The following is a 15820-nucleotide window of genomic DNA, read 5'->3' as shown; positions in this document are numbered from 1 at the left end:
ACAGAAGGCCGCCGTGCATTGCACGGCGGCCTTTCCTGTTTTGATGTCCATCGGTCCGCAAACCCGAAATATAGGCCGCTTTCCATTCCTTCAGAAACCAATTCCTTCCTTCTTTTTTCCTTTGTAATAAGATTTTTATTTCAATAACTATGGGTCTAAATAAATTATACTATTTTTATTGAATACATAAGTTTTCATTCATGAGTATCGCTAGAACGCCATTTTTCTTATTAGTTTTCATTACCCTCTTTTCATTCAATACATATGCGCAAACAAAAAAGGCGAAAGATAATTGGCATAATCTCGATTTGCAAATGGACGGTGTGCCTGGGATAAGTACAGAGAGAGCTTATAACGAACTTTTAAAAGGAAAGGAAGCGAGACCTGTAAAAGTGGCGGTAATTGATGGTGGAGTGGATATCGAACATGAAGACTTAAAAGAGAAAATCTGGCTGAATAAAGGAGAGGTAGAAGGCGATAGCATAGATAATGATTCTAATGGCTATATAGACGATCTTCATGGCTGGAATTTTATAGGTAATAGCGAGGGAGAAAACGTTCACTATGATAACCTTGAAGTTGTAAGACTAGTTAGGGACCTACATCCAAAATATGTTTCTGTACTACCAACAACCCTCTTGAGCGAGGAAGAGCGCCGCAAGTTTTTAGCATATCAAAAGATGACGACCGACTATATGAGTAAATTGCAGATTGCTCAGATAACCGAGCGAGTTATAAAGGCGTTTAAACAACAGGTTGATTCTATTGTGAGCGATATAGGAAAAGATAATCCAACAATTGCCGACTTTAAACGCTATGAGCCTAAAAATAAAATGGCACGGAAGACGTTATCTATGATCGAAAAGGGCATCCATGAAGAGGGCAGCTATGAGAAATTTTATGATGATCTGGTCGAAGGAGTGAAGCATTATGAGGCTGAGGTTAATTATCATCTGAACATGGATTATAATTCTCGGCATATTGTGGGAGATAATTATAATGATAGTAAGGAACGCTATTACGGAAATAACGATGTCAAGGGCCCTGATGCTTTACATGGAACCCATGTTGCCGGCATTATTGCCGCTGATCGAAGCAACCAAAAGGGAATTAAAGGAGTGGCTGATCAAGCTGTTATTATGGTATTACGTGTGGTGCCTAATGGCGATGAACGGGATAAGGATGTGGCCAATGCTATTTTCTACGCTGTCGACAATGGAGCAAAAATAATTAACATGAGTTTTGGTAAGGCATATGTGAAAGATAAACAGATAGTTGATAGTGCTGTAGGATATGCCATGAAACATGACGTCCTTATTATCCATGCTGCAGGGAATGAAGGGCAGGACAATGATTCAGAACCAAACTATCCCAATAAAAATTATGTGGATAGTTTAGGAATAAATAAAGGAGTTGCGGAGAATTGGATTGAGGTGGGTGCTACAGGCTGGAAATATGATGAAACGCTGGTGGCAGACTTTTCAAATTATGGTAAGCGTACCGTCGATGTTTTCGCTCCCGGTGTAGATATTTATTCAACGGTGCCAGGGTCAAAATACAAGGAGGAACAGGGAACGAGTATGGCAGCTCCTGTTGTAAGTGGCTTAGCTGCTCTTATACGATCTTATTACCCTGATTTGACAGCTTCTGAGGTTAAGAAAATTATATTTGATTCTGTTGTAAAGCCTACATATCGTGTGAAAATTACACAGGATAAAACTAAGAAAAAGGTATGGCTTTCCGATATTAGTGTAACAGGTGGTATCGTAAACGCATACAATGCGTTGAAGCTTGCCAACGACTTTGCAGAAAAACACTAACTGTATGAAAAGCTACACAATATGTGTACAAAATCGACGTTATTAAATTATATCTTCAGACTTTAAAATATAATCTATGGTAGAAACTTTTACATCCAAAATTCTAGAAAACCTCGCTAGCGATACCTCTTCATACGATGAAGTATCAAATGCAGAGGATAGGCTTTTCTACGCTATGCTTCAGCAGCCGTTGGATAACCTCTTAATAGAGCCGTCCCAACGGAGCATTGACACTATTTTGACCTTTTCAAAGCAGCACAAGACTTCCCGTAGTTAATAATTATAGGGAGTATCTCTTGCTATAGTTAAATTTGATTCGAGTGACAAAATTCGAATCAATGGATAGCTCTATATTCGGATTTGATCAAAAACCATTTTGGGAATTGGTTAAATGAGGATTTTGTTATAGGTTTGCTTATGCTTAAAAAAGATCGTTTTCGAGAATTCGTTGCCTATTTTTCGTCACACAATCCTGACGCGCAAACTGAACTTCACTATAGCAATGCCTTTGAATTGTTGGTCGCGGTTATTCTATCCGCTCAATGTACGGATAAACGGATTAATCAGATTACACCCAAATTATTTGAACGCTTTCCTGATGCCGAAACATTGGCTGCTGCTTCTGTAGAAGAAGTATTCACTTATATTCGAAGTGTAAGTTACCCAAACAACAAGGCAAAGCACCTCGTTGGAATGGCAAAGATGCTTCTCGAGAAATTTGAAGGCACTATTCCATCGGATATTAACGATTTACAAAAATTACCGGGCGTGGGAAGAAAAACAGCTAACGTCATTGCTTCGGTAGTATATGATGCTCCTGCAATTGCCGTGGATACACATGTTTTCAGGGTATCCAATCGCATTGGCCTAACGAATAACGCTAAAACTCCCTTGGCTGTGGAAAAGCAGTTGGTTCATTATTTGCCCAAAAACACACTTGCTGTTGCACATCATTGGTTGATATTACATGGGCGTTATATTTGCGTAGCAAGAAGACCTAAATGCGACGAATGTCCCATTACCTACCTCTGCAAATATTACGAAAAAGTATATCTGAAGGGCTTGAAGGCAATAAGTGAATAAAAGTTGCAAGATATGCTAACATATTTAGTATTTTAGAAATAATATATCTATATTTGATTAAAATTTTGGAGATGAGTAATCAAGATAAACTAAAAGCTTTACAGCTAACGCTGGATAAATTAGAAAAATCATACGGTAAAGGAACGATCATGAAATTGGGTGATTCCGCAGTGGAACCGATTGACTCAATTTCAACAGGTTCCTTAGGTTTGGATATAGCTTTAGGAATTGGTGGTGTACCTAAAGGCAGGGTCATTGAAATTTATGGGCCGGAATCTTCGGGTAAAACAACTTTAGCGACGCATATCATAGCTGAGGCGCAAAAAAAAGGAGGAATTGCCGCTATTATTGACGCTGAGCACGCATTTGATAAATATTATGCACGGAAGCTGGGTGTGGATATTGAAAATTTGTTGATATCGCAGCCGGACAATGGCGAGCAGGCATTGGAAATCGCTGATAACCTTATTCGTTCAGGAGCAATTGATGTAATTGTTATCGACTCGGTAGCTGCTTTAGTTCCAAAGGGTGAGATTGAAGGCGAAATGGGCGATTCCAAGATGGGATTACAAGCTCGACTTATGTCTCAAGCGCTTCGAAAATTAACAGGAACTATTTCTAAAACGAATTGTTGCTGTATATTTATTAACCAATTGCGTGAGAAAATCGGTGTTATGTTCGGAAATCCGGAAACGACAACCGGAGGTAATGCATTAAAATTTTATGCATCCGTGCGCCTAGATATTCGTAGAACCTCTCAGATTAAAGATGCTGATGAAGTGTCGGGAAATAGAGTGAAAGTTAAAATTGTTAAAAATAAAGTGGCACCTCCTTTCAGGGTGGCAGAGTTTGATATTATGTTTGGAGAAGGTATCTCCAAGGTTGGTGAAATTATCGACTTAGGTGTAGACTTTAATGTGATCAAGAAATCAGGATCTTGGTTTAGTTATGGTGATACCAAACTAGGACAAGGGCGCGACGCTGTAAAGAACCTGCTATTAGATAACCCCGACTTGATGGAGGAACTTGAAGCTAAAATTAAAGACATGGTGTCTCCGGAAAAACTGGAAGAGCACAATGCTAATTAATGTTTAATCTATAGAATATTAAAGGTGATGTGGAGACTTTCCTCATCACCTTTTTTGTGCTCTTATAAAATGGCGGCTTGAACTTTTAGCGATCTATTTCTTCATATTTTTGCCTATCCAACTCACTCTTACTCGCTTTTAACGAGGCTGCAATAGCGAAAACAACGAGTATGATCAAAACAATAATACCAAAAATGCCTTTCCTTTTATCCTTTCGCATCAGCCATATTAGAAAAACGATAAGAGGAATGGCGAAAATGCCGAAAAAAAATAAACTTGGTGCTCCCATTGTGAACAGTAAAATGAGAAATGGCCTAATTACTTACACTCCAGCGAGCAAGTGGGGCAATTTCTTGTGAAACAAAATCGTTATTAAGGTATTTATAATATCCGGCGATTGCAATCATAGCTGCATTATCTGTGCAATATTCAAATTTCGGAATATATACATTCCAATGTTCTTGCTCAGCAAGCGATACTAATGCGCTTCTGAGTCCCGAGTTAGCTGATACACCGCCGGCGATAGCTACATCAACGATCTCAAGCTGATTAGCGGCTAATTTTAGTTTCTTTAATAAGATGCTGATGATGCGATCTTGCACAGAAGCGCAAATATCATTTATGTTTTCTTGTAAAAAATTTGGGTTCTCTTTTGTGTTTTGCTGAACGAAATATAAGATGGCTGTTTTTAAACCACTGAAGCTAAAGTCAAAGTCCTTAATTTGAGGTTCAGGAAATTTGAAACGCGGATTGCCTTCCTTTGCAAGCTTATCTATTAGCGGTCCCCCCGGATAGGGAAGATTTAAAATCTTGGCAGTTTTGTCAAAAGCTTCTCCTGCTGCATCGTCAATTGTTTGACCAACCAATTCCATATCAAAATAATTTTTGACAAGAACAATTTGCGTATGACCTCCTGACACCGTTAAACACAAAAACGGAAACTTCGGTTTGGGATCTTCAATAAAGTGCGCCAGTATATGCCCTTGCATATGGTTAACTTCGATAAGCGGAATATTCCGAGCAAGCGCAAAGGCCTTTGCGAAGGACGTCCCCACAAGTAATGATCCAAGCAGGCCAGGACCTCTTGTAAAAGCTATGGCATCTATCTCATTTTTATGTATTTTTGCCACACGTATAGCTTCGCTAACGGTTGGTATGATATTTTGTTGATGAGCCCTCGAGGCTAATTCCGGAATAACACCACCGAATTTTTCATGTACGGTTTGATTCGAAATAATATTTGATCGTATTTCTCCGTCTATACAAATAGAGGCCGAAGTTTCATCACAGGAGGATTCGATGCCGAGAATGGTTGCCAAAGCACAGATTGTTTAATGTTTTAAATGCAAATTTATTAAAAAAGTAGCAAAAATAGTACTTTATATTTGCACCGGTATATTTGCATTGCTGGTAGGTATATTGTTTGCCTTGCAATTTAGGTCAGTTCAAACTTATGTTGCACGGCAAGTCGCTTCTTATTTGTCCAATGAACTTCATACAAAGATCGAGATTGAAGAAGTATACCTAAAACCCTTTTCTTCTCTATCCCTTCGAAACCTTTATATAGAAGATTTGTCACACGACACTTTGCTGTTTGCACAAGAGCTTAGGGCCGGTATAGATTTGGAGAGTATACGATCAAAGGAGATTACAATAAAAGATTTAACACTGTCGAATAGCCGCTTTTATTTGAAAAAAAAGGCCGATTCGGTTAATAACCTCACTTTTATTTTAGACTACTTCAGTGCACCTAAGCAGCCAAAAAGAAAAAGCTCTTTTATAGTAAACCTGAACAGTCTAAAACTTAATAACATTCATTTCAGGTACAAGAATGAATTAGTGAAGCGTCATACGGCGGGTGTTAACTTTAATGATATAGACATTTTAGGGTTACATGGAGATTTTTCAACGATCGATTTCAAAAACTTTTTGTTAAAAGCCGATATAAAAGGATTGAAGTTTAAAGAAAAAAGTGGTTTTGAACTTAAACGACTTGATGCTTCTTTTAAAATGGATAGCACGTCTATGAATTTCGAAAACCTTTCCGTGCAAACAAATAGAAGCAAATTGGGAAAACAACTCCGGTTTAAATATGCTACTTTGGCAGATTTTGCCAACTTTATCGAGAAGGTAGAAATTTATGCCGAAACAGAGGATACTCGAGTAGATTCTAGAGATATTGCGTTCTTTGCACCCGGTATGAATCAAGTTGCCTTTAATGTTGGTTTAAGTGGAAAACTAAAAGGTACGGTGAGACACTTCAAAGGTGAGCGCTTATTGCTGAAAACGGGAAAAGCAACCTACTTGCGAGGCAATATAAGCGTTGCGGGGCTCCCTGATATTGAGAAAACAATATTTGATCTGGATCTGGAGCAGTTTGCCACAATTAAAACGGATTTGGAACCCTCTATTGCCGGCTTTAGCGGTCAAAAGGATTTTAAATTACCTGCAATATTAACATCCCTGGGTCATGTTAACTATACGGGTAAAGCGAGGGGATTTTATAATGATTTTCAGCTCGACGGGAGTTTAAAGACAGTACTGGGACAGGTCGATGCCAGAGTAGCCATTAACTTGAAGGATGAAAATTCATATGAAGGAAGCCTAAAGGCCGAGCGTTTTAATATTAGCGGCCTGCTTGACAACCGACAAGTCGGGTCGGTTTCTTTGCAGGCGGACATACAGGGTACCGGCTTTTCTTTGAATGAATTGAATGCTAACATAAAGAGCCAGATCGCTTCGGTTATTTACAAGGGTAAAAACTACAGAAACATTCGGTTAGATGGAACTGTCGATGCTCGGGTCTTACATGCTCAAGTCGATGTGAACGATCGGAATTTAAAACTGCAGGGAGAAGCTGCTGTCGACTTTCGTAGCTCGGAAACTTCCTATGATTTTTCGACTATCGTAGAAAAAGCTAATCTCCTGGAGATGGGGCTAATTAAGGACTCCCTCCAGCTGGAAGGCCAGGTGACAGGCAAATTCCAGGGGAATACTATTAATAACATAGTAGGTAATGCGCGTTTGCATCATATTGTTTTGCGGAAGCCATCTTCCTCGATCTCCATTGATTCTATTGTGTTTTTAGCGGAAGGAGAACGGTCGAATCGAAAGATCGCCGTGCAATCCGATATGCTTGATGCGACGATGAATGGAGAGATTGATCTAGCTTCTTTTCCATCCTACTTTAAATCGGTTGCCAAACGATATTTGCCATCGTGGGAAATTGAGCAAAAATCCAGTAAACAAGTGTTTGACTTTGCTCTTAAGTTAAAACGATCTGAACCGCTGTTGTTGCTTTTCGCACCTTTTATTACGATTCCAGACACCATGTTTGTGAATGGAAAATTCTCTACAGTGGATAGCACGGCCAATTTAAACGCCTATATTCCGATGGTAGAGGTTGGAAAAATCAAAGTCACAGATATTATTGTTGATGGAGTAGCCATGGACGAATCACTTAACTTGACAGTCACAGCCGATCAATTAAACATAACCGATAGCCTTTATGTAAAAAATATCAACATAGCTAATATCCTGAGTGATGATAGTTTGCGTTTTAATATGAAATTATCGGATGTGGATGCGAAAAATCAATTGGATTTGAACGGGTTAGTTGAATTTAATGAAAAGGAGGCAGCAATTCTAAGCTTGTTGCCTTCAAATGTGATCATAAACCGTGAAGATTGGAAACTTGAAGAAAAGGTGAATTTTGACTTTCACGGCGGTAATATACATGTTAATGACTTTGAACTCGCAAATGGCGAACAGCATGTTAAAATTGACGGGTTGATTTCTAAAGATGAAGAAGATGTGTTAAACGTGTCCTTTGATAAATTTAATTTGGTGACGCTTGCAGGAATAATGAATCCACTTGGAATCGAATTGGAGGGTAAATTAAATGGGAATTTCCAACTCTTCTCCTTATTGAAGAATCCCTATATTTCAGCCGACATCAATTCTTCGGATATTTATTATAATGGAAGGGAAATTGGTGATATGACCCTTACCGCAAAAATGGACCCGGCGAGTGATTTAGTCGGAATGAATATGGAGGTGAATCGGCAAGGAACTAAAACCTTACGGATAACGGGATCATACGATGCAAAGGCATCTGAAAACAGCTTGGATTTAATAGCCAATTTGGAGGATAGTGAAATCGTGCTTTTTGAACCATTTCTGAAGAAGCTAGTCTCTGATTTAACAGGGACAGTGTCTGCAGCCATTAGCATCAAGGGAACCCCTTGGAGCCCAATTATAAGTGGAGATTGTGAATTTAGAAATGCTAGCTTCACCGTAAACTATCTTAAAACGCGCTATACCATCAATGATCGAGTTGGTGTAAACAATAGTTCCATTGAGCTGAAAGATTTGGATATCCTCGATAAAAATAACAATAAGGCCGTAGCAAATGGCTCAGTGGATATGAGTAACCCATTAGATCCGGTTATTGATGTTCAGATTAATGCCAAAAAATTCATGGTGTTGAATACAACGGCAAAAGACAATCCGCTTTATTATGGCATCGGCATAGGTACCGGCGATTTTGTGTTTAAGGGACCGACCAGCAATATGGATATTGACATTAAAGCAGCGACAGAAGAGGGGACCAGCTTTAATATACCCCTAAACGCGTCCGGAACGGTGAGCGAGAATGATTTTATCACTTTTGTGTCCAAAGATTCTACCTTCAGCGAAACCAGGGGCTCATATTTTGATGGTTTAACGCTACACATTGATCTGGATATCAGTAGGAATGCACAAGCAACCATCATTACAGACCTTGGCAAATTGTCGGGTGTAGGAAACGGTAATATAACCATGAATATAACCAGTTTGGGCGATTTCGAGATGTTTGGCGAGTATGTGATTCTGCAAGGGAAGTTTACTTTCACTGCACAGGATTTTATTAATAAGATCTTTGAGATCAATCGCGGTGGAACTATTCGTTGGACCGGGAATCCCGCAGAAGCGCTTATCAATTTAACCGCCATGTATGAAGTAAGGACAAGTGTCAGACCGCTCTATACGGCAGCGGGAAGGCAAGGGACAGATCAACGGGTTGTAGCGCAGGCCGAAATGATTTTAGCAGGGAACCTTCTTCGTCCTGACATAAGCTTTGCTATTGATTTTCCGGTTGATTCGTATGTAAAAGATGAACTGCAGAGCTACCTTAGCGATGCGAACAACGTAAATCAACAAGCCTTGAGCTTGATTGTTAGAAGAAGCTTTGCTCCCGGAACAGGAACGGATTTGACTACAGAGTTGAATAGTACATTCCTGAGTGCGGGTACTGAACTGGCATTCAATCAGTTGAATAACATTATTTCACAATCGTTGAATTTAAATTTCGTCGATTTTAACATTCGTTCGCTGAATGAAGCCAGTGCTTCCATTCGATTATTGAACAATAGACTTATATTGACTGGAGGGATAACCGATCGCCGTAGCCAGCTAAACGACCTAAACGTATTTGGAAATCAAGTTGCTAGTGATGTTGAAGCATTATACCTGATCCGAAAAAATGGTAATTTATTGTTCAGAGCTTCAAATCGACTGAACAATCGAAATTTTTTGAATCCAACAGATGAATATGTAAGTGCTTTTGGATTGGTATATAGGCAGGATTTCGATACCTTCGGTGAGTTCTTTAAACGGATGTTCATGCTAACCCGTAAGAAGAAAGAAGAGGAAGAAGAAAATCCGAAACCAATTCAGGAAAAAGAGGAAAGTACTTCGGTCAAAGGTTCAAAAGTAAACTAGAACAAAAGATTCAGCTCATTTATTCCAGTTTACTTTGGCGATAATTCGCTCTATTAGGTGTTTTTCATAATCGTATGGCCCATTTTATCTCTTTTAGTACGGAGATAAAGCTCGTTATGCTTATTAGATTGTATTTCTAATGCAACATTTTCAACAACCTCGAGGCCGTAACCAACCAAACCAGCCCGTTTTGTGGGATTGTTTGACATAAGGCGCATTTTAGTGACCCCTAAGTTGCGAAGGATTTGTGCTCCGATGCCATAATCCCTTAAGTCTGGGCTGAAACCAAGTTTAATATTTGCATCGACTGTGTCTAGTCCATTTTCTTGGAGATTGTAAGCATGCAGCTTATTGATCAAGCCGATGCCGCGTCCCTCTTGGTTCATATATACAATAACCCCTTTGCCTTCTTGCTCAATCATTTCCATGGCTTTATGTAACTGGGGCCCGCAATCACAACGACACGATCCGAAAATATCACCTGTTAGACAAGAGCTATGTACTCTAACAAGAATGGGTTCGTCAGGTTCCCAAGAACCTTTAACAAGGGCTAAATGTTGTTCACCTGTATTTTTTTGTTTGTAGGCTACTAAGTTAAAATCCCCCCACTCAGTGGGAAGCTTAACAGATACCTCTTTGTTAATTAAAGAGTCTTTTGTTAAGCGATACTCGATCAAATCTTCTATGGAAATGATCTTTAAATCAAATTTTTTGGCAACTTCTATCAGATCCGGAAGTCTAGCCATCTCGCCATCTTCTTTTAGGATTTCAACCAAGACACCGGCAGGCTCAAGGCCAGCCAATCGGGCCAGATCAACAGCTGCTTCCGTGTGGCCTGTTCTTCGCAAAACGCCACCGTCTTTTGCTATCAATGGAAAGATGTGTCCAGGACGCCCTAATTCTTCCGGTTTAATGTCAGGATTGATTAAAGCTTGAATTGTTTTCGAACGATCAGACGCTGAAATTCCTGTTGTACATCCATATCCCTGAAGGTCGACTGATACGGTAAAATTAGTTTCGTATACCGCCGTGTTTTGCCCTACCATTGGTTTTAATTCAAGCTCTTGACACCGCTGCTCAGTTAAGGGGACGCAGACCAAGCCTCTTCCGTGTGTAATCATAAAGTTGATAACTTCGGGTGTTGCTTTACTTGCCGCGGCTATAAAATCGCCTTCATTCTCGCGGTCTTCGTCGTCTACAACAATGATGACCTTACCGGCTTTAATATCTTCAATCGCTTCTTCGATTGTGTTTAGATGAAAATCCATTCGTGTATTGTAATGTTACGTAATGCAAAGATAAGTGTGTTCATGTACACCTCTATAATTATAGCGTCATGTCTTTTAAGAATGCTGTTTTCGGCCAAATCTTTTTTTGAATAGCTCGCCCATTTTTCCGAAAAATCTGTTGATCGCTAATTTATAGCTTTCTATGTCAAAAATAGATGAGTCGGTTGCCGCTTTGTAGGTTAAAAATATGCCAAGCGGTGTTAAAGCAATAATTGCGGTCCAAGTTCCTAAAACCGGATCGATATTTCCTTCTTTGGCTGATTTTTCTGCAACGGTTGAAATAATGTGATAGATAAGAAAAAATATTATAGCCATTACTACAGGGAGGCCTAATCCGCCTTTTCTGATAATTGCTCCAAGTGGGGCGCCGATCGAAAACAAAAGTAGACAAGAAACCGCTAAGGTAAATTTTTTATGATATTCCAGGATGTATCGAACGATGGAAAGGTCAAAATCCTTGTCAGACTTTGCCTTCATATCCAGTACCTCTTTGATATACCGAATATCATTGAGGGAATTATTAACCGCTACAACACGTTTATCAACAGGAATTATCTCTTCAAACGATTTGTTATAATTTTTTAAAGCTCCAGCGGCCTCAACCGGTTTGTTTTGAGCTGCTTGATAACTATTGAATATTTTATAATTCGACTTGATCTCATTGAAAATCTTGCCTCGTATGCTGTCGAGGATCTTCGTCGTTGAATCGGTATAATAACGAAGCTGCTTTAGATTAAGCATCATCGAGTGGCTTTTGAAGAGATCTTCATCGGTCCTTTTCATCTGAAAGGTGGACATATCAAACTTTTGTTCTGTTTGATCAAAATAGTAGCGGGTAAACTGTTGTCTTGGATTATAAGAGCGATCACCTGCAGTTGTTTCTTCATACCGAACGCCATCTTTTAATTTCAGAATCATATAGTTATTATCGCGGGAATTGTACATGACACCTTCCTTCGCTAACAATACGTTCGTTCCTCGGGAAATATTACCGTGCTGGTATATAATTAAATTATATAATACGGTACCGTCCTTGCTTTTATTTTTTGCACGTATGGAATAGCCCGGTATGCTGTTGTTAAAAATTCCATCCTTAATTAGAAAGTCAGCTTTTTTATTTCTTACGTCATACAAAAGCGAACCCATTTTCAGGTTCGTTACAGGGAGGATATAATCACTAAAGAAGAAGGATCCGATGCTGATAAGACTGACCAGAATAATGAGGGGCATCATTGCTTTACGTAAGGAGATACCTGCCGCCTTTATGGCCACTAATTCGTAGCTTTCACCGAGATTTCCAAAGGTCATAATGGAGGATAAAAGCATAGCCAAGGGCATGGCCATTGAAATTTGAGCGGCTGAAGCATACCATAAAAGCTCTAATATTACATACCACTCAAAGCCTTTACCAATCAGGTCGTCAATGTACTTAAATAGAAATAACATTAACAACACAAACATTACAATGAAAAATGTAACTATAAAAGGTTTAAAAAAAGCCTTTAATACCAGTACATGAACTTTTTTCATTGAACAAAATAGTTTTTCCGGCTTTACCATCTCCAAACAACATTCCTTTCAATTAAAGCGTTTGTTGAATGAGTTAAAAGCCAATAATCTTTCTCCATCTATTCTCGCTCTCGTTAGATTGAAGCGAAACCTTTCACAAAGGTACGAAATTTATGCGCCAAGCACACTTAAAAGATATTTAATCTGATTGTTCCAGATTAGTTTTCTTTCAGCTTCATTCTCCTCGGCAGCGAAGTCGGTAATGGCGAGCGCCACATCGTTTGTTAATTCATCCTGTAAAATCTCTAATTCAAGGTAATAGGGGGAGTCATCCAACCAAGCGAATTTTACGCTTTTGTTTTCGCGAGCTGCCAACAGCTTGGCCGGGTGCGTTTCGTCATCCCATACAAAATGATATTTGTTATCTCGATATATAACGTCGTCGGCAAACCATTGCGCTAATCCATTTGGCTCACTTATAAATGAGTATAATATTTTAGGAGAAGACTTTATTTCATACTCTAACTGCATTTTCCTTTTTTCTGCCATAATGGTTTAGGATAATAATTGTGTTCCAAAATACTTTTTTAACTTTTTTTCTAAAGAAAAGGAAAATAAACTATATTTGCAAACCCAAACGAGAAAGGGTAAAAATGGCGGGGTAGCTCAGATGGTTAGAGCGCAGGATTCATAACCCTGAGGTCGGCAGTTCGATCCTGCTCCCCGCTACTGAAGGAAACACCGTAATGTGGTCGTTTCCTTTTTTTATGTCATTTACGCCTGCATACCGATAGATGGTTGCCCTTTATTTGGTAAATACAATTTGCAGGATCGTTTAAATGTAAGGGTGTTGCCAGGGGCTTCGGTACGGTCTTCTCAGCAATTTTGTCGCTTCCGGATCGTTAACACATATCCTCTTTTGTGGATCGTATGTCAATGGCCGATTCAAATGCATGGAAAGATTAGCTAATATGCAACTGGCGGTTGATATGTGCCCTTCTTCAATATCTGCAACCGGCAGATGGTCGTTTTCAATAGCCGATAGGAGATTCAGCATGTGCCGCCTGGTAGCTGGCGCTGTGTGCAATTCAATGCGAGGCTCATTTAAGTCTGCCGGAAACTCTTCCTTTTCGTAAACCACGTCTTTTACAATGCGATCGCCCGTACCGGTTGGAATAAACTCATACTTCATAACGCTTCCCTTGAGGGTGCCTTTGTCACCATAAATAACAAATGCCCAAGGATATTCGGGATCAGCTGGATTTCCCCAGGTGCGATGTTGCCATATACAGTTCAATTCATCGTATTCAAAAATAGCCGTTTGCGTATCTGCGATGTTTGACTTTCCCTCTTTTTGAACGTAAATTCCCCCTGTTGCACTGATGCGTTTCGGCCACCTAAGTTGTAATAGCCAACGAACCGTATCAAACATATGAACGCACATATCTCCTGTAATTCCATTTCCATACTCCATAAAGGTTCTCCACCAGCTTCCATGCGGCAAACCGTCATATGGACGTAAAGGAGCCGGGCCCGTCCACATTTCGTAATCGAGGAAATCGGGAACGGGCTCTAACGGTGGATTCCCGTTCTTTCGCATATGATAATAGCAACACATCTCTACGTGAGATATCTTGCCAAGCAAGCCCTTATTGATTACATTCTCTTTCGCATCAATCAAATGAGGAGTGCTTCTTCGCTGTGTGCCTATTTGTACTTTTCTGTTATATTTTCTTGCGGCACTCAGTATTGCCTCCCCTTCAAGTACATCAACGCTAACAGGCTTTTGTAAATAGAGATGCGCGCCTGACATCATCGCATCAATAGCTTGTCGGGCATGCCAGTGATCAGGTGAACCAATAAGAACTAAATCCAATTTATGATCTGCTAACATCTTCCTATAATCGCGGTACAATGCGGGAACCTTCTTAGAAGTCTGCCTTAAACTGATCAATTTACCGGCTTCTTTTAAATGATTGCTGTCCACATCGCATATTGCAACAACGTTAATGTCGCTTACTTGAATGAGTCTGAAGAGATCACTTTTTCCATACCAACCTGCTCCAATTAAACCAACCTGCATCTTATTGGCAGTACCCGCAAAAGTTAGCCCTTTAGCTTGTAATGCAGACAATGTTAAAACAGCGCCAGCGCCTTGAATGAATTCTCTACGATTCAGATTCGAATTAGCCATAATCTTCGGTTTATTGTTTCTAATGAGGAAAGGAGTGAAGTTAATGTTTTTTAACTAGTTCTCATCAAAGAATTGGTAAAATGTGTGTATCGTAATAGGACGTTTATCATCAGGAGCTTCAGACAACTGTTCCGGAAAGAAACATCAATGCGCCCGATATTTGTTTGTTTAGGCGTATTCTGATTTGAATTTTTCGTTATTGCAGACGAGAAGTACAGCATCAGTTATAAGTTGAACCTCTACCTGTTTAACCTTCCCAATATATTCGCCGTCTACCTGTAGAGACGTATTTTCTCTTATAGTTAAATTCGCATAGTTGGTAGGTATAATTTCGGTTTTAAAAGGATTAAATTGAGTCTTGAAGCTAAAGCACATTTTTAGTAGTTCCAAAACGGAAAACCACTTGACAATAACAATCTCGAATTGGTCGTCAAATAGGGAACCGGTTTTGTTTATTTTTACACCTGTTCCATAGCTCGTGCCGTTTGCTATTACCACCATTTCGGCTTTTCGCGATTTACTTTTCCCTTGAGCGTTAACGGTAACATGCATTTTTTTGTGTCTTTTGATAGCCTGCCATGCAGCCTTGGCATAGCCTATCATGCCTCGTTCATCCAAGGATTGGAATTTTTTGACAATGCGTGCATTAATGCCTATATCCGCCAAGTGAATGCTAAATTCCCCATTGACCCTTAAAGCATGAATAAGTTTTGGAGTACCGTTTACGGCTAATTCGAGTGCTGCTTTGAGGTTGTTTTTGAGGTTGATCTCTTTAGCCATGCCATTCGCGGAGCCGGTTGGTATAATGGCGAGCGGAATATCTGTTTCGAGCAGACATTCGGCTGCCAACTTAACCGTTCCATCACCACCTACTGCAAGAACCCGATGAGGGCCAAACGCAATTATATCTTGACGAATCTCTTCCACGGAAGATGTTTTTGAAAGCGTGAAGAAATGTAGTACATGCGTACCGCGGTAGAAATCCCGAATAACTTCCTCGAAGTCGTTTTGCTGATTACCGGATCCTCTATTGATAAGGACATATAGTTTTAAGGAAGCAGTTATGTTCATTCA

At 39.7% G+C, this 15820-nt stretch carries 12 protein-coding genes and 1 tRNA gene; 6 read left to right on the top strand and 7 right to left on the bottom strand.

What is annotated here, in order from left to right:
• Positions 1 to 200 precede the first annotated feature (200 nt).
• From E0E36_RS25105 to recA, 4 genes are all read left to right on the top strand, one after another.
• Positions 201 to 1820: a S8 family peptidase gene (locus tag E0E36_RS25105; RefSeq protein ID WP_130858238.1), complete on the top strand. Its 1620-nt coding sequence runs from the start codon at positions 201 to 203 to the stop codon at positions 1818 to 1820.
• Positions 1821 to 1896: 76 nt separating this feature from the next.
• Positions 1897 to 2097 carry a hypothetical protein gene (locus E0E36_RS25100; protein ID WP_013663882.1) on the top strand — a complete coding sequence of 67 codons (201 nt, stop codon included), beginning with the start codon at positions 1897 to 1899 and terminating at the stop codon, positions 2095 to 2097.
• Positions 2098 to 2237: 140 nt separating this feature from the next.
• Positions 2238 to 2903, top strand: coding sequence for an endonuclease III (nth, locus tag E0E36_RS25095; RefSeq protein WP_013663881.1), 666 nt, complete (start codon positions 2238 to 2240; stop codon positions 2901 to 2903).
• A 71-nt stretch (positions 2904 to 2974) separates the two neighbouring features.
• Positions 2975 to 3991, top strand: coding sequence for a recombinase RecA (recA, locus tag E0E36_RS25090; RefSeq protein WP_130858237.1), 1017 nt, complete (start codon positions 2975 to 2977; stop codon positions 3989 to 3991).
• An 85-nt stretch (positions 3992 to 4076) separates the two neighbouring features.
• Here recA and E0E36_RS25085 read toward each other — a convergent pair whose 3' ends face one another.
• Together E0E36_RS25085 and tsaD are read right to left on the bottom strand one after the other, a co-directional pair.
• Complete coding sequence (locus E0E36_RS25085) at positions 4077 to 4280, bottom strand: archaellin/type IV pilin N-terminal domain-containing protein (RefSeq protein WP_130858236.1); 204 nt, start codon at positions 4278 to 4280, stop codon at positions 4077 to 4079.
• Between the two features lie 25 nt (positions 4281 to 4305).
• A complete protein-coding gene (tsaD, locus tag E0E36_RS25080) occupies positions 4306 to 5310 on the bottom strand; it encodes a tRNA (adenosine(37)-N6)-threonylcarbamoyltransferase complex transferase subunit TsaD (protein ID WP_130858235.1) in 1005 nt (334 codons plus the stop codon).
• 34 nt (positions 5311 to 5344) lie between these two features.
• Here tsaD and E0E36_RS25075 point away from each other — a divergent pair, with 34 nt between their 5' ends.
• A complete protein-coding gene (locus tag E0E36_RS25075; protein WP_446686260.1) occupies positions 5345 to 9754 on the top strand; it encodes a translocation/assembly module TamB domain-containing protein in 4410 nt (1469 codons plus the stop codon).
• A 53-nt stretch (positions 9755 to 9807) separates the two neighbouring features.
• On the opposite strand, the gene E0E36_RS25070 is transcribed toward E0E36_RS25075, so the two are convergent.
• The 3 genes from E0E36_RS25070 to E0E36_RS25060 form a co-directional block, all read right to left on the bottom strand.
• Positions 9808 to 11022, bottom strand: a complete 1215-nt coding sequence (locus E0E36_RS25070; RefSeq protein ID WP_013663876.1) for a bifunctional 3,4-dihydroxy-2-butanone-4-phosphate synthase/GTP cyclohydrolase II — start codon at positions 11020 to 11022, stop codon at positions 9808 to 9810.
• Between the two features lie 75 nt (positions 11023 to 11097).
• Complete coding sequence (locus E0E36_RS25065; RefSeq protein ID WP_041387880.1) at positions 11098 to 12573, bottom strand: LptF/LptG family permease; 1476 nt, start codon at positions 12571 to 12573, stop codon at positions 11098 to 11100.
• Between the two features lie 150 nt (positions 12574 to 12723).
• Positions 12724 to 13101: an START-like domain-containing protein gene (locus E0E36_RS25060; protein WP_013663874.1), complete on the bottom strand. Its 378-nt coding sequence runs from the start codon at positions 13099 to 13101 to the stop codon at positions 12724 to 12726.
• Positions 13102 to 13207: 106 nt separating this feature from the next.
• Here E0E36_RS25060 and E0E36_RS25055 point away from each other — a divergent pair.
• A tRNA-Met gene (locus E0E36_RS25055) sits at positions 13208 to 13281 on the top strand.
• A gap of 106 nt (positions 13282 to 13387) precedes the next feature.
• Here the strand turns inward: E0E36_RS25055 and E0E36_RS25050 are convergent.
• The gene (locus E0E36_RS25050) at positions 13388 to 14746 is read right to left on the bottom strand and encodes a Gfo/Idh/MocA family protein (RefSeq protein WP_013663873.1); all 1359 of its coding nucleotides are present in this window, start codon (positions 14744 to 14746) and stop codon (positions 13388 to 13390) included.
• A gap of 168 nt (positions 14747 to 14914) precedes the next feature.
• Positions 14915 to 15817 carry a diacylglycerol/lipid kinase family protein gene (locus E0E36_RS25045; protein WP_130858233.1) on the bottom strand — a complete coding sequence of 301 codons (903 nt, stop codon included), beginning with the start codon at positions 15815 to 15817 and terminating at the stop codon, positions 14915 to 14917.
• Positions 15818 to 15820 lie beyond the last annotated feature (3 nt).

Source organism: Olivibacter jilunii, assembly GCF_900607235.1.
In the GTDB taxonomy this organism is placed as follows: domain Bacteria; phylum Bacteroidota; class Bacteroidia; order Sphingobacteriales; family Sphingobacteriaceae; genus Olivibacter; species Olivibacter oleidegradans.
The sequence above is the reverse complement of the archived record's forward strand: the minus strand, read 5'-3'. Positions and strand labels throughout refer to the sequence as shown.

Coding starts and splice junctions, on each gene's coding strand:
- E0E36_RS25105 (WP_130858238.1), top strand. CDS start 201: ATGAGTATCGCTAGAACGCCATTTTTCTTATTAGTTTTCATTACCCTC.
- E0E36_RS25100 (WP_013663882.1), top strand. CDS start 1,897: ATGGTAGAAACTTTTACATCCAAAATTCTAGAAAACCTCGCTAGCGAT.
- nth (WP_013663881.1), top strand. CDS start 2,238: ATGCTTAAAAAAGATCGTTTTCGAGAATTCGTTGCCTATTTTTCGTCA.
- recA (WP_130858237.1), top strand. CDS start 2,975: ATGAGTAATCAAGATAAACTAAAAGCTTTACAGCTAACGCTGGATAAA.
- E0E36_RS25085 (WP_130858236.1), bottom strand. CDS start 4,280: ATGGGAGCACCAAGTTTATTTTTTTTCGGCATTTTCGCCATTCCTCTT.
- E0E36_RS25070 (WP_013663876.1), bottom strand. CDS start 11,022: ATGGATTTTCATCTAAACACAATCGAAGAAGCGATTGAAGATATTAAA.
- E0E36_RS25065 (WP_041387880.1), bottom strand. CDS start 12,573: ATGAAAAAAGTTCATGTACTGGTATTAAAGGCTTTTTTTAAACCTTTT.
- E0E36_RS25060 (WP_013663874.1), bottom strand. CDS start 13,101: ATGGCAGAAAAAAGGAAAATGCAGTTAGAGTATGAAATAAAGTCTTCT.
- E0E36_RS25050 (WP_013663873.1), bottom strand. CDS start 14,746: ATGGCTAATTCGAATCTGAATCGTAGAGAATTCATTCAAGGCGCTGGC.
- E0E36_RS25045 (WP_130858233.1), bottom strand. CDS start 15,817: ATGAACATAACTGCTTCCTTAAAACTATATGTCCTTATCAATAGAGGA.